Origin of the sequence: Macrococcus carouselicus (assembly GCF_004359515.1) — a bacterium.
GTDB classification, from domain to species: Bacteria; Bacillota; Bacilli; order Staphylococcales; family Staphylococcaceae; genus Macrococcus; species Macrococcus carouselicus.
Window position 1 is genome coordinate 274,286 of record NZ_SCWD01000002.1, and the last position, 22,693, is coordinate 296,978.

Annotated in this window: 21 protein-coding genes and 2 pseudogenes; 17 read left to right on the forward strand and 6 right to left on the reverse strand. The window is 45.1% G+C overall.

Features of this window, described 5'->3' with window-relative positions; genetic code table 11:
- Positions 1-92 precede the first annotated feature (92 nt).
- The 9 genes from ERX40_RS07550 to ERX40_RS07590 all read left to right on the forward strand — a co-directional run bounded on the left by ERX40_RS07550 (position 93) and on the right by ERX40_RS07590 (position 10,579).
- Positions 93-914: a hypothetical protein gene (locus ERX40_RS07550; protein ID WP_133417890.1), complete on the forward strand. Its 822-nt coding sequence runs from the start codon at positions 93-95 to the stop codon at positions 912-914.
- A 198-nt stretch (positions 915-1,112) separates the two neighbouring features.
- Positions 1,113-2,114: an alpha/beta fold hydrolase gene (locus tag ERX40_RS07555; RefSeq protein WP_165980708.1), complete on the forward strand. Its 1,002-nt coding sequence runs from the start codon at positions 1,113-1,115 to the stop codon at positions 2,112-2,114.
- Between the two features lie 183 nt (positions 2,115-2,297).
- Positions 2,298-3,782: an IucA/IucC family protein gene (locus ERX40_RS07560; protein WP_165980709.1), complete on the forward strand. Its 1,485-nt coding sequence runs from the start codon at positions 2,298-2,300 to the stop codon at positions 3,780-3,782.
- Positions 3,783-5,387, forward strand: a complete 1,605-nt coding sequence (locus tag ERX40_RS07565) for an IucA/IucC family protein (protein ID WP_133417893.1) — start codon at positions 3,783-3,785, stop codon at positions 5,385-5,387. It abuts the gene before it with no gap.
- On the forward strand, positions 5,374-6,522 hold the full coding sequence (locus tag ERX40_RS07570; RefSeq protein WP_133417894.1) for an MFS transporter: 1,149 nt from the start codon (positions 5,374-5,376) through the stop codon (positions 6,520-6,522). The genes ERX40_RS07565 and ERX40_RS07570 overlap by 14 nt, the downstream gene beginning before the upstream one ends.
- Positions 6,491-7,615 (forward strand): alanine racemase, encoded by a 1,125-nt coding sequence (locus tag ERX40_RS07575; RefSeq protein WP_133417895.1) that lies wholly within the window; start codon positions 6,491-6,493, stop codon positions 7,613-7,615. The genes ERX40_RS07570 and ERX40_RS07575 overlap by 32 nt, the downstream gene beginning before the upstream one ends.
- Before the next feature lie 78 nt (positions 7,616-7,693).
- Complete coding sequence (locus ERX40_RS07580; RefSeq protein ID WP_133417896.1) at positions 7,694-8,635, forward strand: ABC transporter substrate-binding protein; 942 nt, start codon at positions 7,694-7,696, stop codon at positions 8,633-8,635.
- Positions 8,625-9,593: a FecCD family ABC transporter permease gene (locus ERX40_RS07585; protein ID WP_243713000.1), complete on the forward strand. Its 969-nt coding sequence runs from the start codon at positions 8,625-8,627 to the stop codon at positions 9,591-9,593. The genes ERX40_RS07580 and ERX40_RS07585 overlap by 11 nt, the downstream gene beginning before the upstream one ends.
- Positions 9,590-10,579 carry a FecCD family ABC transporter permease gene (locus ERX40_RS07590; RefSeq protein ID WP_133417897.1) on the forward strand — a complete coding sequence of 330 codons (990 nt, stop codon included), beginning with the start codon at positions 9,590-9,592 and terminating at the stop codon, positions 10,577-10,579. The genes ERX40_RS07585 and ERX40_RS07590 overlap by 4 nt, the downstream gene beginning before the upstream one ends.
- Before the next feature lie 43 nt (positions 10,580-10,622).
- Here ERX40_RS07590 and ERX40_RS07595 read toward each other — a convergent pair whose 3' ends face one another.
- Together ERX40_RS07595 and brnQ are read right to left on the reverse strand one after the other, a co-directional pair.
- Complete coding sequence (locus tag ERX40_RS07595; protein ID WP_133417898.1) at positions 10,623-11,099, reverse strand: GNAT family N-acetyltransferase; 477 nt, start codon at positions 11,097-11,099, stop codon at positions 10,623-10,625.
- A gap of 421 nt (positions 11,100-11,520) precedes the next feature.
- Positions 11,521-12,864, reverse strand: coding sequence for a branched-chain amino acid transport system II carrier protein (gene brnQ / locus ERX40_RS07600; protein WP_133417899.1), 1,344 nt, complete (start codon positions 12,862-12,864; stop codon positions 11,521-11,523).
- Between the two features lie 145 nt (positions 12,865-13,009).
- Here brnQ and ERX40_RS07605 point away from each other — a divergent pair.
- A pseudogene (locus ERX40_RS07605) lies at positions 13,010-14,167 on the forward strand (SulP family inorganic anion transporter); the annotation flags it as partial.
- Between the two features lie 42 nt (positions 14,168-14,209).
- Here the strand turns inward: ERX40_RS07605 and ERX40_RS07610 are convergent.
- Positions 14,210-14,509 carry an NAD(P)H-dependent oxidoreductase gene (locus tag ERX40_RS07610; RefSeq protein ID WP_133417901.1) on the reverse strand — a complete coding sequence of 100 codons (300 nt, stop codon included), beginning with the start codon at positions 14,507-14,509 and terminating at the stop codon, positions 14,210-14,212.
- A gap of 170 nt (positions 14,510-14,679) precedes the next feature.
- Here ERX40_RS07610 and ERX40_RS07615 point away from each other — a divergent pair, with 170 nt between their 5' ends.
- From ERX40_RS07615 to ERX40_RS07625, 3 genes are all read left to right on the forward strand, one after another.
- Positions 14,680-14,973 carry a metal-sensing transcriptional repressor gene (locus ERX40_RS07615; protein WP_133417902.1) on the forward strand — a complete coding sequence of 98 codons (294 nt, stop codon included), beginning with the start codon at positions 14,680-14,682 and terminating at the stop codon, positions 14,971-14,973.
- Positions 14,974-14,982: 9 nt separating this feature from the next.
- Positions 14,983-17,364 (forward strand): heavy metal translocating P-type ATPase, encoded by a 2,382-nt coding sequence (locus ERX40_RS07620; RefSeq protein WP_133417903.1) that lies wholly within the window; start codon positions 14,983-14,985, stop codon positions 17,362-17,364.
- An 82-nt stretch (positions 17,365-17,446) separates the two neighbouring features.
- Positions 17,447-18,070 (forward strand): LD-carboxypeptidase, encoded by a 624-nt coding sequence (locus tag ERX40_RS07625; protein ID WP_133417904.1) that lies wholly within the window; start codon positions 17,447-17,449, stop codon positions 18,068-18,070.
- 168 nt (positions 18,071-18,238) lie between these two features.
- Here the strand turns inward: ERX40_RS07625 and ERX40_RS07630 are convergent, their stop codons facing one another.
- The 3 genes from ERX40_RS07630 to ERX40_RS07640 are packed head-to-tail and all read right to left on the reverse strand — an operon-like array spanning position 18,239 to position 19,552.
- Entirely contained in the window at positions 18,239-18,505 is a 267-nt protein-coding gene (locus tag ERX40_RS07630) for a hypothetical protein (RefSeq protein ID WP_133417905.1), read from the reverse strand.
- 14 nt (positions 18,506-18,519) lie between these two features.
- On the reverse strand, positions 18,520-19,140 hold the full coding sequence (locus ERX40_RS07635) for a phospholipase A2 family protein (RefSeq protein WP_133417906.1): 621 nt from the start codon (positions 19,138-19,140) through the stop codon (positions 18,520-18,522).
- Positions 19,133-19,552, reverse strand: a complete 420-nt coding sequence (locus ERX40_RS07640) for a DUF6568 family protein (RefSeq protein ID WP_133417907.1) — start codon at positions 19,550-19,552, stop codon at positions 19,133-19,135. Before ERX40_RS07640 ends, ERX40_RS07635 begins: the two co-directional genes overlap by 8 nt.
- 644 nt (positions 19,553-20,196) lie before the next feature.
- Here ERX40_RS07640 and ERX40_RS07645 point away from each other — a divergent pair.
- The 4 genes and pseudogenes from ERX40_RS07645 (at position 20,197) to merA (ending at position 22,691) form a co-directional block, all read left to right on the forward strand.
- Entirely contained in the window at positions 20,197-20,472 is a 276-nt protein-coding gene (locus ERX40_RS07645; RefSeq protein WP_133417908.1) for a hypothetical protein, read from the forward strand.
- Between the two features lie 9 nt (positions 20,473-20,481).
- Positions 20,482-20,688 (forward strand): annotated as a pseudogene (locus ERX40_RS07650) (LD-carboxypeptidase); the annotation flags it as partial.
- 256 nt (positions 20,689-20,944) lie between these two features.
- Positions 20,945-21,379, forward strand: a complete 435-nt coding sequence (gene hypR, locus ERX40_RS07655; RefSeq protein ID WP_133417910.1) for a redox-sensitive transcriptional regulator HypR — start codon at positions 20,945-20,947, stop codon at positions 21,377-21,379.
- Entirely contained in the window at positions 21,366-22,691 is a 1,326-nt protein-coding gene (merA, locus tag ERX40_RS07660; RefSeq protein ID WP_133417911.1) for a hypothiocyanous acid reductase MerA, read from the forward strand. Before hypR ends, merA begins: the two co-directional genes overlap by 14 nt.
- Positions 22,692-22,693 lie beyond the last annotated feature (2 nt).

Here is a 22,693-nt window from a genome sequence, read left to right on the forward strand (position 1 = left end):
TTTACAAAAAAATGGGAGGTCAGCCATCATGAAATCATTTAAAAGAGTAAGTATTCTCGCATGTAGCACGATGTTATTTTTCAGTACAGCTTATGAAAGTCAGGCAATCACGAGGCGTCAATGCCAAGGAATATCAGGAGATACAAGGAACGCATTTACTGGTTAACATCACAGGGGTTGATGCAGCCGGCAAGACACTGCTTATACCCCCTTTTATGGAGTTTACGCTGGAGCCCGGGGAACATGTGACCTCATCTGATCTACTTGAGAAAGTTCAGCAGACCATCGATAACCATAGACCATATGAGTATCAGGCAGTGCAGTTCAAACCTGGCTCAAAGGTTGTTGTGGACTATCCGGGCGGTACTGAAGCATTCGCTATTACGGACGAAGGATTTGAAGTGCCTGACCTGACAAAAGTCACAAAAAATCCAGGATTCAAGCTTCTGAATGACGTTGTGCTGAAGCCTGTTGCCAGTAAAGCAGATTCAAAAATCGAGGTCGCTGCGCAGACACCGGTAGCGGCAGAACATTCTATCACATTTATCAAGAAAGGAAATAAGCGACTGATTCCTTTGGCGCAAAAACACATAGAAGACCTGGAAAAAGATCTGCATGTGGGACAGGTCATTTCATCTGAGGAACTACAGACAAGAGCTGAAGAAGTTTTTAAAAAGACGCCTGAGTATCAAGAGGGATACCAACTCATCAGAAGACTGAACACTCATGTCATTGAAAATATAAGCACATACCGCGAAGTATTCAATGTATATGACGGGGATCCGTTCAATTACGTCGTGTCATCTAAACGCCTGCCAGCTGAGGAGCAGACGGAATCAATCGCTGAACAGTACTATATCTCTAAAAATGGTGATGACTTATTCTCACCAGCCTTCACTTCCTACGCCAAATAAGCTTAAGATCTGTCTTTTGAGACTTCTATCAAGATAACCATCCAGAACTGCTGGTTGGTTATTTTTTATGGTGATGGTTATACAGCATAAGGACGAAGATGTGACATCGAAATCAATTTCGACGGTTATCTTTCAATTGCTGAAACAAGGGTATTAGTTACTGACTGATATAACTAAATGAGATTTCAGGTGATTGACGTGAAGTATTTAAAAATGATGATGAAAATAATTCTTCTGCTTGTCACACTGACGGCAGTTCTGCTGGCAGGCTCTTCTGTTTACCATCACTATCAGACGAAGCAGGATAAAGAGGCGCTTCTGAATTATCTCGGCCCTAACCACCACTTTATTAAAACAGAGGCCGGGACATACAGTGTCTATGAGAAAGGGTCCGGCCATGATGTCATTCTGTTCAGGGAGGGGCTTTTGACCGGCTCGACTATCCTGGATTTCATGCCACTGGCAGATGCTTTAAGCAAGCAGTATAAGGTGATCATGATTGACCCGCTCGGCTATGGACTGAGCAGCAGTGCGACAACGAGAAGGACAGATGCGGCTATCAATCAGGAGTATCATGATATTCTGACGAAAGTGACGACTGAAGACGATAAAATTACGCTGATCAGTCATTCCATCAGTGCCGCTTATACAATGGATTATATCCACCGCTATCCGGGTATGATCAGTCAGGTCATCAATATTGACGGTTCAAGACCGTGGCCGGGCTTAAAAGTCACAGCATCGAGTCAGCCGGACCACATGGACTTTGCGCCGGTTCTCAATCAGCTTGGTCTTTTCAGAATCGGACTATCGACAGAATGGGGCAGGTCATGGTCCGGTTATGACAAAGTTCTTGCGGAGATGACACCGTTATATGATAAAGAACTGCAGCAGCAGATCACCACTCTGAATAAATGGGCGTTCCTCTCCGGTGATATGGTTCAATACTCACAGGAATCGAACAACAATATTGCGGCAGTCAGGGGAATGAAGTATCCGCGTGATATGAGAGTACTCTCGGTCGTCGCCTCAGAAACCGTCAAGGAAAGACCAGGCTGGATCAGGATGCAGCGCACAGCATTTTCAAATCCAGGCCTTCAGCACACAGTTGAACTGCGAGGTGATCATTACCTTCATCATTCAGCGGAGGCATTGATCGAGAAGATCACGGAGTTTGATCAGCATATTCAGAAGGACTGACCTGCGTCAGTTCTTTTTTTAATCGATTGATCAGAAGACATTTTACTTTTAAGTATTCAATTTTATCTTTATAAAGAATTTTGTTAATGATACTTATAATTAAAGTCAAGTAAATCATTGACTCTCATTATCAGGTGGTTATAATGATAATGATTCTCAATTAGATATGGAAAGGATGAAATGATGCGAATGAATAAGAAACAGTTAAGCCGTTTTGCAGGTGTTCATTTCCCTGATTTAACCCCCGCCCTGATTGATGAGGCCTATGACCGGGCTGAAGTCAGAATCAGACGACTGCTGTCTGAGGCGCTGTTGAATGAAGCAGTTGATCTTGACGCAGTTTCATTGGAGGCAAGGTCGCGCCTGACTGAAGAGCTGGAAGATTGCATCAATAATCTGACACTCAGTTATCTGCAGTACGAACGTGATTGCTTGCGATACAAGGGACAGTATCAGTCTATATTCGACTATTATCATACAGAAGAACAGGATGCGAGTCTCTTTGAACAGTGCTGTTACGAAGGACATCCTTTTCACCCGATGTCTAAGACGAAACTGGGGTTTACAGCCGGTCAGGTTCTCCAGTTTGCACCTGAATTCAAGCAGCAGACCGCTGTTATGACTGTCTATATACACCAGGATCTGATGAAGTCAGAAGGGCTGCTTAATCTTGCAGCGGCAGAAGCTCCTCCAGGCTACGGTGTTGTTTACGTTCACGACTGGCAGTGGGGGCATGTCATCACTTCGAATTATCAGACCCTGATTGATGAGGGGTTGATCAGACTCGGTGCACCGGTCCAGGCAGCGCCCCTGCTTTCATTCCGCTCCCTTCTCACACCGGAAGCAGTCATTAAGACAGCTGTCAGTGTGCAGGCGACCAGTGCGGTTCGTAATGTCTCGCGTTCATCTATAGAGAATGGCATCAGACTCGGTCGATATGTTGATGATTACTACAGGCGTCATCAGTACAAAGGCTGCTATATCCAGAAGGATGTCTATGGCAGCTGGTTCCATCAAGAGGACAGCGACCCGCAGTTCGCCTGTCTGATCAGAGAACGCATTGCCGAGGATTCTGCTGTTCCAGTCGTTGCGGCGAGTTTGATCAACAGAAGCTTTGTGACGGGTGAGTTGATTATGACGGACTGTATCGGTGCTCGGTCGGCCCATGACTTTATGCGCCGTTACACTCAGCTGCTGATGACAGCGACTTACCGGCTGATGATTGAAACGGGAATCAGTCTTGAAGCACATATGCAGAATACAGTCATCGCAGTGGAGAAAGGTCTGCCGGTCGCTGTATATATCAGAGACTTCGGAGGTATCCGCGTTCTGAATGATGATGTGCCAATCAATGATGCGACTAATATCAGAGCGGCGAATGAAGCGGATTTATTTAATGTCATGAGTCACGCTGTGATCTATAATCACCTGCTGCAGATCTACAGGGCAGCAGCAGACGCAGGTCTCATCGACTACAATAATTGTCTGCTGATTCTAGAAGATGTCGTGACCGATATCCATCAGCAAGCTGAGCCGTCTGAAGCGCTTGATCTGTTCAGACAGCCGACACTGAAGGTCAAGGCACTGCTGAAAATGCGGCTGATGGCTGATGCCAGAGATTATAACTATATCGAAGTGAAAAATCCATTATATAAAGAGGTGCTCTAGATGTGGCAGCAAGTAGTATACAGTGAAGCAGGTCAGTTCAGTGACAGAATGATTGCTGACGGTATCGCTGAAGCGATTGCCATCACGAATGATAAACTCATCCAAGCGATAGCGGGTGAAGAGATTATCGCTCATGACAAGACGCCCTCTGCCTGGCTCTTTCAGCTGTCAGATGGCGCGGAATTCCGTTACCAGCCTGATGAACGGACTATACATACTGATGAGACATTTGATGCCTTGCAGCTCGTGGAATGGCTGAGTGGTCATGACGAGCAGTGGCGGCAGCTCGTACCCGAGATTGAGAATCAGCTGATTAACCAGGCGCTCAGTCTGATTTACTGCAAAGTAACACCAGTAAGTGACAATGGCTTTCTGAAGGGTGAGCAGTTATGTGTCACAGGACATAATATTCATCCATGCGCAAAGATACGTATGGATATGCCGTTCAGTTCTGTAATCCAGTATTCTCCTGAATATAACCAGGCCTATCAGCTGAACTGGCTGCTGGTCGCTGAAGCACTGCTCTACGCGGATCTTGAGCCCGCGTTGTATCAGCAGCTGGTTCAGTTCAGCGGATACAAGGAACATGTTCCGCAAGGTTATGTGCTCGTGCCGGTTCACCCTTACCAGTTCGATCATGTCATTCCTGCTGTCTACAGCGAGGAGATCGCGGCAGGACAAATAGTGCCGCTGAAGAGGAAGGGCGGCTGGGTCAAGAGTACCTCCTCTTTCCGCACAGTCTGTCCGCTCGATTCAAACTATCCGGTTATCAAGCTGCCTATCGATGTCCAGATGACATCGACGAAACGGTCGATCAGCAACCGGACGGTGATGAATGCCAAGAAACTCAGCCGTTATATCGCCGCTATCTATGAGGAGGACAGCGAACTGAATGCCATCAGTCGTCCTGTATATGAACTCGGTGGGATGACCATGCGGAGTCCGTCAGTCGATAAACAGCGTAATCTGTCATTTCTTCTACGTGAAAATATCTCGCCGAGTCTTCTGTCTGAAGAACTGTACTGCGCCAACTGTCTCTTTGAGGAAATCAATGGCCGTGCCAGTATCATCAAGCAGCTCCTTGCTGAGAGTGGCCGTTCACCAATAGACTGGTTCGAACGATATGTCGAACTTCTGAACACGGTCGTTCTGAAGATGATGACCGTTTATGGCATCGGTCTTGAAGCGCACCTTCAGAATATCTCGATGGCCTTTGCAGACGGCTTTCCGTCCAGAATATTCTTCAGAGACTGGGGAGGTATCAGAATCGATCAGTCACGTACGCCTAATCTGTTGCTTGAAGAAGGATTGACGACCGCCGATACTGAAGCGATGTATGAGAAGGTCCAGAATACATGGATCAGCAACCATCTGACAGAACTTGTGCAGTTCTTTATGACGCTAGGTTATTCAGAAGAGAAGCTATGGCATATCGTCCGGCAGAATATAGCTCGCTTCTACAGCACACATCCACATGAGGACTACCGCCACCTCACTTCGCCCTATATCTATGAGAAAGCGCTTCTGCAGATGCGACTATCACCTGAAGAGGGCGATATCTACATCAGGAAAAAGAATCCGCTGAAGGAATATGCCTGCCTTTAATCGCTACCGCCGATTTCTGCTGGCGGTGATGACCGCAAGGACGATTGACTGGATTGATATCATCGTGCTGAACTGGCTTGTCTTTCATTCATTCGATGATGTGATGTACCTGTCCTATATCAATGCTGCCCGGTTACTGCCGGCGCTTATCTTTGCGGCATTGATCGGCAGAATTGTTGATCGTTCTGATATGACGCGGCTGATGTACGGTATACAGAGTGCAGTGATTGTGGTCACTATGCTGATTATGTGGTTCAATGTCAGGTCCATCGTGCTGCTGACGTTCCTCGTCGCCGTCAAATCGGTGTTTGTCAGTCTGGATCAGGTCCAGCGGAATACACTGCTGCCGTCATTTGTGGACAGCAGTAGATTGTCTGAGGCGATCAGCATAAATGCGCTCATCCTGAACCTGGCCCGGCTGGTCGGTCCATTTCTGGCCGGCGTGCTGATGACGATAGCAGATAGCCGGCTGCTGCTGATACTGCCGGCAGCTGGCGCGATAGCGGTGATACTGCTGAATCAGTCGCTTCCTGACAAGGAATGCCGGCCGGCCCGTCAGCGCTGCCTGACAGCCTATCTTAAGCAGGAGCCGCAGCTCTGCGCACTGATTGCAAGCAGCGCGTCAGTGATGTTCTTCGGTCTTTCCATTTCGATCATTCTGCCGGTTATCGCAGAGACGAGCCACCGTTATGCACTCTATACAGCCCTGCTTGCAGCAGGCTCCATTGCAGTGCTGTTGATCATGATGAAAGCAGCATGGTCTACGGTCAGTAAAATGCAGTGGATGCTCGCTGTGACCGTTATCGCTTGTCTGGGCCTGCTCCATCAGTCCGTCTGGCTGACGTTGCTGTCGCTGTTTATCATAGGAGCGGCTACGCAAGGATTTCGCACGATCAACCGGGTGCTGATTCAGGAACGGACAGCAGGGGCTTACCGCGGCTCGGTTATTGCAGTGGCTATGATGGACCGTGGCTTTATTCCGCTCGGCGGAATCTTGCTGACTTTTATCATCAAGCATTATGGTTTGCCGGCTGCCATCTGGACGATGGTGACCGGACTCGGACTGACCTTTATGATCAGCCGATACTACGGGAGGAATCAGTATGATGGAATGGAATCAAATTCTGAAAGATAGAGAAGAGAGTCTCTATATCTATGATCTGTCAGCACTCAAAAAAAGAGCGGCACGTCTCTGCCGGTCAACGAAGCATCAGATCTATTACGCGGTCAAAGCGAATGCCGACCTGCAGATTCTGACGTCACTCCTGCCTTATGTCGCGGGCTTTGAAGTGGCGTCGCCGGGTGAGATCATGAAAGTGCGGTCTATCAGTGAGACCGTGCCTATCATCTACGGCGGACCTGTTAAGACCAGGCGCGATCTGGAGACTGCGCTCAGGCAGGGGGTGGTAGATATCAATATAGAGAGTCTCTATGAACTGGATGAACTGATTGAACTGAGCGACATGCTCGCAGTCAAGGTCAACGTACAGCTCAGAATCAATCTGAAGGATATCAGCAGTGATGCCAAGCTCAAAATGGCGGGAACAGCGACACAGTTCGGTCTGCCGGAAGATGAGATTGATGAAGCGTTAAAGCTCATTCAGTCTGCCAGACTGATTGAACTGCGGGGTTTTCATTTTCATGCGATGAGTAATAACCTTTCTGTTCAGGCGCATCTGGCTTATGTGCAGAAAGCGTTCGCGTTTACCAAGTGTTATCGAGATTTACTACCTGAGGAGCCGGTCATCAATATCGGTGGTGGGTTCGGCATTGACTATGCGCAGGAGCAGGCCTTTCCGCTTGACCGGTTCCTGGAAGGTGTCGAGGGTCTGCCGGTTCTGACACTGGAGATCGGCAGATGGCTGACAGCACCGGTCGGTTACTATGCAGCGAAGGTCTATGATATCAAAACAATGCACGGCCGGAATTTTGTGCTGGTCAACGGCGGCACCTATCATTTCAGATTTCCGAAAGCCTGGTATCATGAGCAGCCCTATGTGATTGTACCGGCCACCAAGAGACGGCAGCGTCAGAAGACACTTACGCAGCAGCGGGCCGTCATCGCAGGTAAGCTCTGTACACCTAATGATGTCTTCGGACCTGAGTATCCGCTTGAGCATGTATCGACAGATGACTACATTGTCTTTAAGTTTGCCGGTGCATATGGACTGGATATCAGTCATATACATTTCCTGAGTCATGCAGCACCTGAAATAATTTATATCTAATTATTAAATGCATGTTGACAATGAAGGAAGACATTGTTAAATTTTTATTGAGAATGATTATCAATTGGAGGAGAAGTAATGAAAAGATTATGGGTTTTAGTATTAGCGTTATGTTTACTGGCTGCATGTCAGAACACAGCATCAGATGAGAAGACATCAAAGAAAGAAGAAACAAAAACACGCACGATTGAACATGCAATGGGCACAACAGAAGTACCTGAAAATCCAAAGCGCGTCGTCGTACTGACAAATGAAGGTACAGAAGCGGTTGTCAGCATGGGCATCAAGCCAGTCGGGGCTGCGAACTCATACGAAGGGGATCCTTGGTATGAACATCTGGCAGATCAATACGAAGGCATCGAACCGGTCGGTATGGAGTCCGAGCTGAACTTAGAACGTATCGCGAAGCTGAAACCAGATCTCATCCTTGGTAACAAGTTCAGACAGGAAGCGCAGTACAAAAAATTAAATGCGATTGCACCGACTGTATTCTCTGAGGAGCTGCGCAGTGACTGGAAAGAGAACTTCAAATTATATGCGAAAGCACTGAACAAAGAAGCAGAAGGCGAGAAAGTACTCGCTGACTATGATAAACATGTGGAAAAAGCGAAGAAAGAGTTTGGCAGTCAGCTGGATAAAGAGATTTCGATGATTCGCTTTATGCCAGGAGACGTGAGAATGTACCAGAAAGACACGTTCTCAGGCAACATCTTGAATCAGCTCGGCTTTAAACGTCCGAAAGCACAGAATGTTGATGACTTCGCAGTCCGCAACATGACGAAAGAGCAAATTCCTGAGATGGATGGTGATTACCTGTTCTACTTCACATTTATGGATGGCACTAAAGAAGTGACTGAACTTGAGAAAGACTGGATCAATGATCCGGCGTTCAAAGAACTGAAAGCTTCTAAAAATAATAAGGTCATGAAAGTGGATGATGGTATCTGGAATACATCAGGCGGTGTATTATCAGCGCACATGATGATTGATGACCTGAAGGACAAGGTCCTTGGCAAATAAAGTCAGCTTCATCATTCTGATGATATTGCTCCCTGTATTGATGCTGCTCAGCTTATCACTCGGCTATATCAATATCCCGTTCAGTGATATCTGCAGTTATCTTATACAAGGTGAACATCATCATATTCTTGAGACGGTCAGACTGCCGCGGATGCTGACGGCATTTATTGTCGGCATGCTGATGGCGGTCAGCGGCTTGCTGATTCAGAGCGTGACCAGAAATCCATTTGCAAGCCCTGGTATACTCGGCATCAACAGTGGCGCGAGTCTAGCTGTTATGCTGAGTATTGCTTTCGGACTGTCAGCGAGTCCTATATTCGCCTTGGTCGGCGCATTGATGGTTGCAGGTATTCTTGTACTTGCAGCCATTTTGCCGCGTAAACCGCTGACGATTATGGAGATCACATTGCTCGGAGCCTGTATCACAGCGTTCTGCGCCGCCATCACGCAAGGACTCCTGATAGTCCATAATCAGGCAATAGAACAGATGATCTTCTGGATGAGCGGTTCGGTCACGCAGAATAAGCTCACCGTCCTGAAATGGGTAGTGCCGCTGATCATCGCAGGTGCTGTCATCAGTATGCTGTCAGCAAGATACCTGGATGTCTTCATCGTTGGTGATGAACTGATGCAGAGTCTCGGCGTCAATATCATAGCACTGAAAGTCGCTGTCATGACGGCAGCCGCCCTGCTTGCTGCGGCAGCTGTGACGCTTGCCGGGCCTATCGGTTTCATCGGGCTGGTGGCACCGCACATCTCAAAGCTGATGTTCAGAGTGAACCATCTGAAACTGATTCCCCTGACTGCACTCATCGGCGCAACTCTGCTGCTGTTAAGTGATATCATCAGCCGTTTTCTGCTTATGCCGCGGGATATTCCGGTCGGTATCACCACTGCACTCATCGGTGTACCGGTCTTCATCTATCTGGTCATCAATAGGCGTGAGGTGACGAAATGAGAATGCTCTATTGTCTTGGCACGCTAATCCTCGCCACTCTCCTGGCGCTCTGTCTGGGTGACAGCTACCTGAATCCTGGGCAGGCGATAACGGGTGCACTAGGCATCAGTGACAGTTATACCAATCTGATTGTTCAGACCCTCAGACTGCCGCGCATTCTGCTCGCGCTGGTGGCAGGTGCTGCTTTTGGCTTAGCAGGATGTCTGCTGCAGACACTGACAAGAAACCCGCTTGCATCGCCTGATGTCATCGGTCTCTCCCAGATGGCCAATGTCGGCGCACTGGTCTTCCTGGTGCTTTTCTCTACAGCAGGCGGAACGTTATGGTTTCCGGTCTATTATCAGCCAGTGCCGGCGATCATCGGTGCATTGCTGGCAGGGAGCACCCTTTATCTGCTCAGCATGCGTAAAACAGTCGATATCTACCGCTTCATCCTGATCGGTATCGGTATCAATGCACTTGCGCAGAGCTTTGTCACTCTTCTGATCATGCTGACGAATAAAAGGGCGGCACAGGCACAGGTGTGGATCACGGGTTCTGTCCATAATGCAGAATACTATCAGGTCGGCATACTCAGCTTGATAGTAGGGCTGATCACACTTATCGTACTGTACAATCAGCGCAACTATGAAGTCTATAAACTTGGGCGTGACAGCTCGGTGGGTCTCGGTTCACCCTATGGTAGAGTCGCGATACTCACACTGCTGTTGATCAGTATCCTGCTCGGCTTCGCGGTCAGTTTCGTCGGTGGCATCCAGTTTGTCGGCCTTATCGCACCGCAGATTGCCGCCAGACTGGTCGGTATGAAATTTAATCGTCAGCTGATTGCCAGCAGTCTTATCGGCAGCACCCTGGTCATCATCAGTGATCTGCTCGGCAGAACCCTGTTCCTGCCTCTTGAAATACCGGCTGGTGTCTTTACAGCGAGCATCGGTGCACCCTTCTTCATGTATCTCATCTTTAAAAGAAGACAGCTGAAATCATAAAAGGCATCGCTCTGTAGCAGAGCGACGCCTTTTTTAATATGAATCAATGAAGACTCTTTATATACCAGGCATCCATCGCAGAATGCTCCGAACCAGGAAGTGGCTGGTCCAGCAGTTTGAAGCCGTACTGTTCATACAGATGGCACGCGGCTCTCAGCTTGAACATTGTCTCAAGATAACACTGCCTGTAGTGCATAGCAGCGAAAGAAAGTGCCGTCTCCATCAGCTGCTTCGAAATCCCCCGGCCCTGTCCTGCCGGTTTCAGATAGAGTTTCTGCAGTTCACATATCCCTGACTCAAGGTTAAAAGGTGCGATGCCGATGCCGCCCAGTACTTCACCATCCTCTTCAGCTATCCAGTAAGCAGCATATTCCAGCTGATGGTAGAACTCGTACAGTTCACCGAGATGTGGATCGAAATAGGCAGAACCGGGTATAGCGAGGTCGTGTGTTTTAAGAGACTGCTGAATAATCGTTTTGATAGAGGAGTTGTCATCTGGCTTGATTTCACGGATATTCATCATAAGACCCCCTTCAGAATAAGTATTAGCTGCATTATACAATGAAAAAGGAGGTCCGTCACTTATAGGTATGAATCAGTTGATATCCCTTAGCATGTCTTACTTGCCTTGAACAACGACTATTCTGTTCAGATCAGAAAATTAATCACGGATAAGTAACTCACCATAGAAAAAACACGCTGATTTCCTATCAGCGTGTTTTTTTACACTTCTTCCATTAATATCGCAATTTCTTTTTCGTTGCTGCCACCTACGATAAATATATCCATGATATCAACATCCTTTCTGATGAGTGCCATTGTATAATTCAGAAAGTGCCGAAACAAATATTTGGATTAATCATTCACAGAACAAGCAGCTGGAAGACAGAATGAATAGCAGGAGAGATCATGATGGTTAAGTTCGTCACCTGCTTGGTTATTCAGTCGTTCTGATACATAATGGGCCGCTGATTCTTAATCAATAAACTAATAAGGTAGCTGATGATGCCGGCAATCAATGCGACGGACAGCCATTCGAGTGAGATGCTGTAGAAGGGCAGTCTCTCAAGTGCCGGTACGTGGAGCAGCTGATTTCTGTGCATAAGGTCAACAACAGAGAAGACCGTTATGCAGATAATCGTTACTTGGTGAACAATCGGTTTCATCGGTATGAATGAAGAAAGCAGGATGAGCAGCATCGTAGTGATTGCAATCGGGTAGATCAGTGATAGTACTGGGACTGACATGCGGATGACCTGATTGAGCCCCAGGTTAGAAAGAATAAAGCTGATGATAACGAAAATATAGACGAATGTCTTATAAGAGATTTTCGGTATGATGGTATGGAAATACGTGCTGACCGCAACAATCAGGCCGATTGCCGTTGTCAGACACGCAATCGTTACAGCAAGCCCCAGCAGAATGCGGCCGAAGCTGCCGAATCCGAGCTGTGAGATATAGGTCAGCAGGTAGACACCCATATTCCTGTCATGCTGCATGATATCAGCCATCCTACCGGCTGACAGGTTGATGTGATTACCGATGAAGGCGAGCGCCACATAAACCAGTGCCAGTAAGATACCGGCAAACACACCGGCAGCCGTGACTGATCTGAATAGTTCCTTTTTCTGGCATATCCCATTCATTTTAATGGTATTGACTATCAAGATAGAGAAGGTGATGGCACCCAGTGCATCCATCGTCAGATAACCTTCCGAGACTCCATTGGCAAAACTTGTCGCCAGGTCCGGAAACCTCTCTTTGTCACCTGTTGTCTGAGGATCGCTGCTGAGCAGGAAAAGACCCCTGACAATAATAGCAGTGATGATCAGTAGGAGTATCGGAGTGAGAACGGAGCCGATACGGTCAACCAGTTTATTCGGGTTGAGTGAGACATAAGTGACAATGAGAAAGTAAAGCAATGAGAAAATAGCGAGACTCACTGAACCCGGATGACTGATCATAGAACCGACTGTCAGTTCATACGCCGTGGTCCCTGTCCTCGGAATGGAGAACAGAGGGCCGATGACGATATATATGGTACTCAGTAATAATAGGGAATAGACCGGGCTGATTTCTTTCAGTGCACCTTCATACCCTCGTTTATCAATTGCACCGACAATTACACCGAGAAGCGGCATACCCACGCCGGTCAATACGAAGCCGACCATCACGGGCCAGAAGAAATGGCCGCTCTCCATCCCGAGTTTCGGCGGGAAGATCAGATTGCCTGCTCCGAAGAACATGGCGAATAACATAAAACCTATACTTAATTGTCTTTTCATAAATGAGTCCTTTTTGAATAGAATAAAAGCCTATCAAATTATAACACTTTAAAGTGTGATTAACTAGGGGCGTTTTCCATATTTTAAGACTACCTAGAAGTCGTAAGAATGTTATACTCAAATCTGATGTTTTAAGGAGGAAATTATGACAGAAAAGATAAAACAAGAATGGCTGACTAACCCGTGGGCCAATGTATTAGCAGGAATCGTTGTCTCTCTGGCATTGATTCCAGAGGTGATTGCCTTCTCTGCTATCGCAGGCGTTGACCCGATGGTGGGCCTGTATGCATCGTTTGTTATTGCGCTCACCATCTCGTTTACAGGAGGCAGACCGGCGATGATTTCGGCGGCTGCGGGTGCTATCGCCCTGCTCGTATATCCGCTCGTAAGAGACTATGGTGTCAATTATTTGTTCGCTGCGACTATACTGATGGGTATCATACAGCTGATTCTCGGCTTTCTTAAAGTCGGCAAGTTGATGAAATACATTCCGAATACCGTGATGATCGGTTTTGTGGACGCGCTGTCGATTCTGATTTTTCATTCGCAGCTGCAGCACATTTTCGGTCACTCATGGCAAACTTACGTCTTTACGATTGTAACTATCCTGATTGTCTATCTGCTGCCGAAAGTCTTCACCGGAGTACCGGCTCCCTTGATAGCTGTCGTGCTGCTGACCTCTATCTCGGTAATGGCAGGTGCTGAAGTCAGAACGGTCGGCGACTTAGGGGAGATTACGGGAACATGGCCGCATTTCCTCATTCCGGACGTGCCATTTACATTTGAGACCTTCATGATTATATTGCCATATTCATTATCGATGGCAGTCGTCGGTCTGGTCGAAAGTCTGCTGACTGCACGTATTGTCGATGAGACGCTTGACTCTGACAGCGATAAGAATACAGAGACGCGTGGCCAGGGGATCGCGAATGTACTATCAGGGCTGTTCGGTGGTATCGGTGGCTGTGCCATGATCGGTCAGTCTGTAATGAACTTGAAGTCAGGCGGGACGTCCAGACTGTCTTCATTGTCAGCAGGCCTCTTTCTGATGTTCATGATTATTGTGCTCGGTGACTTCCTTGTACAGATACCGATGTCGATACTCGCCGGCATTATGGTCGTCGTCGCCTTCAGCACATTTGAGTTCAAGACCTTCAGATTGATGAAGCGAGCACCTAAGGCAGATGTGGCAGTAATTCTCCTGACGGTCATACTGGTCCTCCTGACACATAACCTGGCTGCAGGTGTAGTGGCAGGCAGTATCTTAAACCTTCTGCTGAAACGACGTATGTCTGAAGTGGAATAATAAGAAGTCTCTTTTGCAGCTATGCAAAAGAGGCTTCTCTTATAGAGGCTCGATAAAGTTGATGTGGTCCTGTGCGTTCTCGCGGATGACGTCTTCTGTCACATAAGCGACGCTGTACATCGCATGATACCAGATAGCTGTCGCTTTATCAGGCGTAATGAGTTCATCTAATGTAAAGGTGACACCGCCGTCCTTCTGATAATTATATTCTTTATCACCGATTGAAATGGCAAGGGCTATCTTTCTGCCTTTCATCCGATTGCCGGTGGGTCCGTAAGCCCAACCGGCCGTCAGTACAACGTCCAGCCATTCTTTGAGAAGTGCAGGGGGACAAGATATTCAGGATATACGATGATAAAGAGCATCTGAGAAGACGGATGATAATAAGCGGTCTTTTTAATTTGACTTATACCTCTATGGGGTATATTATATGAACGTGAAAATGAATGATTCCTTATATTTTTTAGTTGATCCAATAGCCCTTATAAGTATTGAAAGGTTGTGAAGGAATGGAACATCAGCATGCTGTAACACCGAGAAATGAAGAGGAAAAGGATAAGATGCTGAAGCGTCTGAAGCGGATTGAAGGTCAGGTCCGTGGTATCCAGAAGATGATTGAAGAGGACCGCTACTGTGTCGATATTCTGATTCAGATCAGCGCGATTGAATCCGCGCTTAAGCAGGTCGGTTTCTCAGTGACAGAGCGCCATATGAACCACTGTGTATCAGATGCTATCAGAAAAGGCGAGGGCGAGGAGTCAATCACTGAGCTGATGAAAGTCCTGCGTCAATTCGGAAAGTAGGTGAATGTTATGAATAAACAGGTGAACTTACCTATTGAAGGTATGACATGTGCGGCATGTTCCACACGAATTGAGAGAGTGCTTAATAAGATGGACGGGGTTGAAGCGAAGGTCAATTTAACGACTGAGCATGCGACTGTTGACTATGATGCAGACAAAGTATCGGTGCAGGATCTATCAGATAAAGTAGATAAATTAGGCTATAGTGTCCGCACAGTGCATAGCGCGTTCGATGTAATGGGCATGACATGCGCGGCTTGTTCCAGCCGGATCGAGAAAGTCCTGAATAAGCAGCCGGAGATCAGGTCAGCGACAGTGAACTTAACCACTGAGAGTGCGACGGTCGATTATTATCCGGGCAATATGGATGACCGGATGATCATCGAACGAATTCGTAAACTGGGCTACGATGCGAAGCTGAAAGCAGATGAAGAGGATAAAGCCGATGTGAAAGACAAGGAACTGAGAAAGAAAAGAAATAAACTGATTCTGTCAGCGCTGTTATCGCTGCCGTTACTGCTCACGATGCTGACTCATTTATTCGACATCCATCTGCCGCATCTCTTGATGAATGCATGGTTTCAGCTGGCGTTTGCATTGCCTGTCCAGTTCATTATCGGCTGGCAGTTTTACGAAGGTGCCTATAAGAATCTTCGGAGCGGCGGTGCCAATATGGACGTACTGGTCGCATTAGGTACAAGTGCCGCATTCTTTTATAGTCTATATGAGGCATTTAAGACAATCGGCCATCCTGACTATAGGCCTCATCTCTATTTTGAAACGAGTGCTGTGTTAATTACACTCATCCTGTTCGGTAAGTATCTTGAAGCTCGTGCGAAATCACAGACGACTCGTGCGCTGTCCTCACTGCTTAATCTGCAGGCGAAAGAAGCGAGAGTCATCCGGGATAACGATGAAGTCATGATCCCGATGGAAGAAGTGGCAGTCAGTGATGTACTCGTCGTCAAACCCGGTGAGAAAATTCCGGTGGATGGTCTCATCATTAAAGGGCATACATCAATCGATGAATCGATGCTGACAGGAGAATCTATCCCGGTTGAAAAGAATATTGGTGATGCTGTGACCGGCGCTACGATGAATCAGAATGGTCATATTACGATGAAAGCGACGAAAGTCGGTCGTGATACAGCGCTGCAGTCTATCATTAAAGTGGTGGAGCAGGCACAAGGTTCTAAAGCGCCGATTCAGCGCCTCGCTGATATCATTTCAGGTTATTTTGTACCGATTGTTATCGGTATCGCCCTCCTGACTTTTGCTGTATGGATGCTCTTAGTGACTCCTGGCGAAATTGAGCCTGCGCTGGTTGCGGCCATTGCTGTGCTGGTTATTGCCTGTCCGTGTGCACTTGGACTTGCAACGCCGACATCTATTATGGTCGGAACAGGTCGGGCAGCTGAACAGGGCATCCTGTTTAAAGGCGGGGAACATTTAGAGCGTACACATGAAATTAATACAGTTGTGCTCGATAAGACAGGAACTATCACTAGAGGACGACCAGAAGTCACTGACTTTACAGGCGATGCAGAGACATTGATGTATCTTGCTTCAAGTGAGAGGGCGTCAGGCCATCCGCTCGCTGCAGCGATTGTTGACTATGCGAAGGGACAGCAGGTTGAACTGCTGGATGCGCAGCGGTTCTCAGCTATACCCGGACATGGTATAACAACGGTAATCAATCAGCACAACATATTGATCGGTAACCGTAAACTGATGACAGATAATAGTATCGAAATTCAAGCATATACAGATGAAATGACTCGTTATGAGCACGAGGGTAAAACAGCCATGCTGGTTGCCGTTGATCAGCATATCCGCGGCATTGTTGCCGTACAGGATACCGTGAAAGAGTCAGCAGCTCGCGCTATTCAGGAGATGAAGCAGATGGGAATTGAAGTCATCATGCTGACAGGGGATAACGAACGCACGGCACAAGCAATTGCCCGGTCAGTCGGAATTGATGACGTCATCGCTCAAGTGTTACCTGAGGAAAAAGCGGATAAAATCAAACAGCTGCAGATAGCGGGACGCAAAGTAGCGATGGTCGGAGACGGGGTCAATGATGCGCCAGCACTCGCACTCGCAGACATCGGTATCGCAATCGGAACAGGGACTGAAGTGGCCATCGAAGCGGCAGATGTGACGATACTTGGCGGTGAGCTGACTCTGATTCCTGAAGCTGTCAAGCTGAGTCGTGCGACCATGCGCAATATCAAGCAGAACTTAGGCTTCGCCTTCGGTTATAACGCGCTCGGCATCCCGATAGCGGCGCTTGGTTTACTTGCACCGTGGATAGCGGGTGCCGCGATGGCGCTGTCTTCAGTCAGTGTCATTAGTAACGCCCTCAGACTGAAGAGAGTGAAGATCAAGTAGAGAGGGGAGGAAAGCCCCTCTTTTTTATAACTATCATTTCATCTTCATGTATAATATAGCAAACTGACAAGGGGGTAAGAGAATGATTAAACCAACAAGGCTTAAAGCAGGCGATACTGTCGCATTGGTATCAATATCCAGTGGTCTGGCTGGAGAGCCTGATCTTAAATGGCGCACTGAGCAGGGGATTAAGCGGCTGGAAGAGGTATTCGGACTGAAGGTAAAGGTTATGCCGCATGCCTTAAAAAACATCGATTATCTATATCAATATCCGGAGAAGCGAGCTGAAGACTTGCATGCTGCTTTGCTTGATGATGAGGTCAGGGGAATCATATGTGCGATTGGTGGCTATGAGTCAGTCCGTCTGCTTCCTTATATCGATTTTGATATTCTGCGGCAGCATCCTAAAGTATTTTCAGGCTATTCTGACAGCACTGTCCAGCATCTCATGTTCTATCAGTCTGGGGTTTCAACTAGTTATGGTCCGGCGCTACTGACAGATTTTGCAGAGAATATAGAGATGGATGACTATACGATTGAGCATATTAATAAAACGTGGTTTAGTGATGACGTCATCGGTGACATTCCACCTTCTCCTTATTTAAGACAGCACGGTCTGAAGTGGGAAAAGGAAAATCAGTTCACAGCTCGAGAGAAAGTAGCTAATGGAAACTATGAAACCATCAATGGAAGCGGTAAGGTGTGAATCGCCTACTTTCTTAGATTAACAATATCTATTCACATAGAAATTGTCCAACTAAGTGTAGACGATTCAAATCATATAACTACAAATAAGAAAATAAGCTAATCAACAATTTGATTAGCTTATACAAAGATAAGTGTGTATGGGGTTTATAATCCTAAATAAATTAATCTATGTTCCAAAGAATAGTGTACCGAAAAACATAACTATTCCAAAGCTTATTGTCACTAGAATATTCAAAATAATCATAGTTATTTTAAGACTTTTGTTATTTATAAATACACTAGCGATAATGCCGATAACTCCGATAATAGGTGTGAAAAAGATAGAAATATTTTGGTTATCGGGACTATAGAAAAATAAATTGGGAATCCATGCTGCTATACCGATAATCAATGTCAGTATAGAAATTATTAAAGGGATATTATTGTTCTTCATTTTTTATTTCACTCCTATTTAAAAGGATTACAAGGGGCATTGCTAAAGTAAGTTTTTACAGCTAACGCTGCAATTCTTTCTTTTATTTTCATAGAACCAAAGTATCTATTGATACCATTAATTAAATTTTTATCACATGAGCATGCAAAATAACCTTTTTTTCCATAACATAAATCATGACTTTTACAGAGTGAATCTAATTTATCTTTTGGTGTTCCACCACCGTGCCCCGGACCACACCAGTTACCCCATATAGGTAAACTGATACTTCTATTCTGAACTGTTGAAGTGTTAGAAGTAGCATTCTGCTCAGCAATAGTATTTTCTAAGTTCTTATTATTCTGGCTGATGTAGTTTATTTCTTCCCCTACAGCAAGTACGTCTGCTGAAGCATTCGCCTTTATTGCTGCATCCATGTCAAAATGCACGCCCGTATCATCATCTCTAGTTACAAATTGGTTGATGATCTGCTCCATATCGCTGAGGCTTGTATTAGTTACACTGGCAGTTTTTATCTTATTTTGCTTGATACCATTCTGGTTTGAATATGCATGGGCTGTTGAAAAAAAAGTGAGATTTGCTAAGACCATTAAAACCAAAGATACTACAAACCAGTGATAGAATTTTTTATTCATGATTCTTTTCCTCCATAAATTGAACGATTTTTTCTAATTTGCTATCACCTGTATAACGTTTTTCTGGATTTTCATTACTTATAATAATGGGTACGCTATCAATATTTAGTTTTGCAAATAATTTTTCTAATTTTTCTCTATCAGTTTTGTTTTTAATGGAATCGGTATTAAGCTCGTATCCCTTAAATTTTGTCTGTTGAATTGCTTTATAAAATAGTGGCTTTAGTACGACACAATAATCGCAGGAAGGCCTTCCTATAAAAATAAAAGCCTGCTCATCTTTTTGTGTCAAAACCTTTTCAAATTCCTTATAACTAGTAATTTTTTTTTGTTCACTATTTTTTAAATATAGAAATGATAGTGATATTAAGATAAGTAACGATAGTATCGAGATGAAAAAAGTTTTTTTCATTTTCGTAAATTAGAATAAATAGATTTAATGATCTAAATTCAATCCTTTCTCAAATAATATATTACTATTGCAGCTGCACGCATAGTATAGCATTACTTATTTGTAAAAAATTATAAATACTATTATTTTAAGGTAAATTTAAGGCTCTGTTCTGTCTATACAGAACAACATCATAAATCAGTTTTGTTTGAAATGAGGATATGATTATTTTTAGAGCAATTAGATAGGATAAATCTAATTGCAGACCATATTAAATAAAACGATTAAGATCATTACGATTCTGAGTGGTTTTTGTGCACACTTACCCGCAAAAGGTTTCTCGAATGTTCTCAGAGGCAATGAGCGAATCAAAATAATGTATTTTAAGGTAAACAGCCGGGAAAAATCACCCGACAGCTTTGATTGAACCTTTTCAAACCCGGTCGTGTTTGTCCGTGTGCAAATTTTTCACGTCATAGAATAGCATCAGAGTTTCACTACCAGATGAATCTGGTGTTCAACTAAAAAAAGCGTTCAAGGGATCACGTCGTTCAGCGAGCTGCCCTTGCACGCTTTTTCTTCTGATACTCTTTCTATTCTGTAAAAATTTAATCACACACGGAAAACACTCAAGACCGTGTTGTAGAAAAAAGGAGAAGATGAAAATGAAACAGAATAATTTATGGAAGTTATTATCGAAAAGTGGTCAGGAGGTCACAAAACATTTATCTATTCATGAAATACTGGATTTACATTTCATCAACAGTCATAAAAAACTGACGCCTAATGACAAGAAAAAACTACTGACAATCGCAGAGGATTTTATCGAATATAATCGACCGGATGAAATTGATAGAATAAAGTCACCGACAGACGTAAGTGATTTAATGATGCCAGAACTTAGAGGAAAATCACAAGAAGAACTTCATATGTTATGTTGACAGACCAGAAAGCCGCAGAATAATGTTTACTACGAGGAATATAAGACATCCTGGAGAAAGGTGATGAAGGAATTCGGATATAGCGATCTTCCCATCCTTTATAATGCGAGCTTCGGTCACAATGAACCGAAATGTATTTTACCTTACGGCGTGCAGGCTGAGATCGATACAGAAGCATTGACTTTCAAGCTACTGGAAGCTGCGGTAGAATCTTAAAACACGTCTCAATAATAATAAGCTCCCTATAAAGTAGACACTTAAAAAGTAAAACTTGATAGGGAGTTTTTTTATGCATACTTGGACTGATTTAAGAAAAAAGTTTCCAACTTTGCAACTTTCCGCACAAAATACTTTTTATGTGTTATAATGATAGGTTTTTATTTTTATATTATAGATAGATGAGCTTATTTCTTTAAAAGTACAACGCATATGTTTTAATGTAACTATAATAGTTTCTTTTGGAGGGATGAATATGAATCTTGAGTTTAATACAGCTATTCATATTCTCTGTTTCCTGGCCAGACATTCAGATGAACAGTTCACCAGTAATGAGCTGGCGGAGAAGGTATGTGTCAATCCTGTGCAGCTGAGACGAGTGACCAGCAAGCTGAAAGAAGCGGGTCATCTTGATGCTTCCAGAGGTAAGTACGGTGGTTATTATGCTAACAGTGAGACTTTGACGACCGCGCTTTCAGATCTTTTCGTGTTATTTGTTGAAGGGAAGACGAAAGGACGTTTGTTTACAGGTGATGAAAAAAGTGACTGTCTAATTTCACGGGAAATCAGTCATGTGCTGGCCGATTATGAACTGCAAGAATATGAGATGTTAAAACAGCATTATCACAATGTTAAAATTGCTGATGTGCTGAATCAAATATTAATGGAGGCATACGATGAAAAAATATGATTTAGTAGTCATTGGATTTGGTAAAGGCGGCAAAACAATCGCGAAGTTCGCTGCAGGACAAGGGAAATCAGTTGCAGTGATTGAGAAATCAAAGGCAATGTACGGCGGTACTTGTATCAATGTCGGCTGTGTTCCGTCTAAAGTACTCGTACATGACAGTATAGAAGGTGTTCAGTTCGACGACGGCTTGAAACGGAAACAGCAAGTTGTCGATGCGTTGAACAATAAGAATTATCATAACTTAAGCGATGACTCAGCTATCGAAGTGCTCGACTATACAGCACGCTTCAAGTCTAATGAAGAAGTGGAGCTTTATGACGAAGCAGGTGAAGTAGTCGAGATCATTACAGGTGACAATATCATTATCAATACAGGTGCAACGCCTGTCATCCCGGCTATTGAAGGCGTGAAAACATCACAGCATCTATACGATTCAACAGGCATTATGAACTTGAAAGAACAGCCGAAACGCCTGGTGATTATCGGTGGCGGCTATATCTCACTGGAATTCGCCTCTACATTTGCAAACTACGGAACAGAGGTGACAGTGCTTGAACATGGCAAGGCAATCATGCCTCGTGAAGATAAGAAAGTTGCAGCTGAAGTGGTGAGGATTCTTGAAGATAAAGGTGTTAAGTTCATCCTTGAGGCAGATACAACTGAGATCGCTGATCAGGATGGTTTCACGGTCGTCAAAACAACTCAAGGTTCATTTAAAGCTGATGCAGTGCTGCTGGCGGTCGGGCGTGAACCGAATACAGATCTGGGTCTTGAGCATACTGATATTGAACTGGGTGACAGAGGTGAAATCAAGACGGATGAATACCTCAGAACAACGGTTGACTCCATCTATGCGCTTGGTGACGTTAAAGGGGGTATGCAGTTCACGTATATCTCATTAGATGATTTCAGAATTGTCAAAGACCAGCTGTTCGGAGAAGGGAAGCGTTCAACAGAGAACCGGGGGGCAGTGCCTTACAGTGTCTTCATCGATCCACCATTGTCACGTGTCGGCCTGACTGCTGAAGAGGCGATCGACGAAGGCTATGATATTCTCGAAAATACATTGCCGGTCAATCAGATCCCACGACACAAAATCAATAATGACCCGCGCGGACTCTTCACAGCAGTGGTCGATAAGAAGACAGGCTATATACTCGGAGCAAGCCTCTTAGGTAAAGAGTCAGAAGAACTGATCAACCAGATTAAGCTTGCGATGGACTACAATATTTCTTACGAAGTGTTGCGTGATAATATTTATACACACCCAACGATGAGCGAATCATTCAATGATCTATTCAAAATGGCATAAGT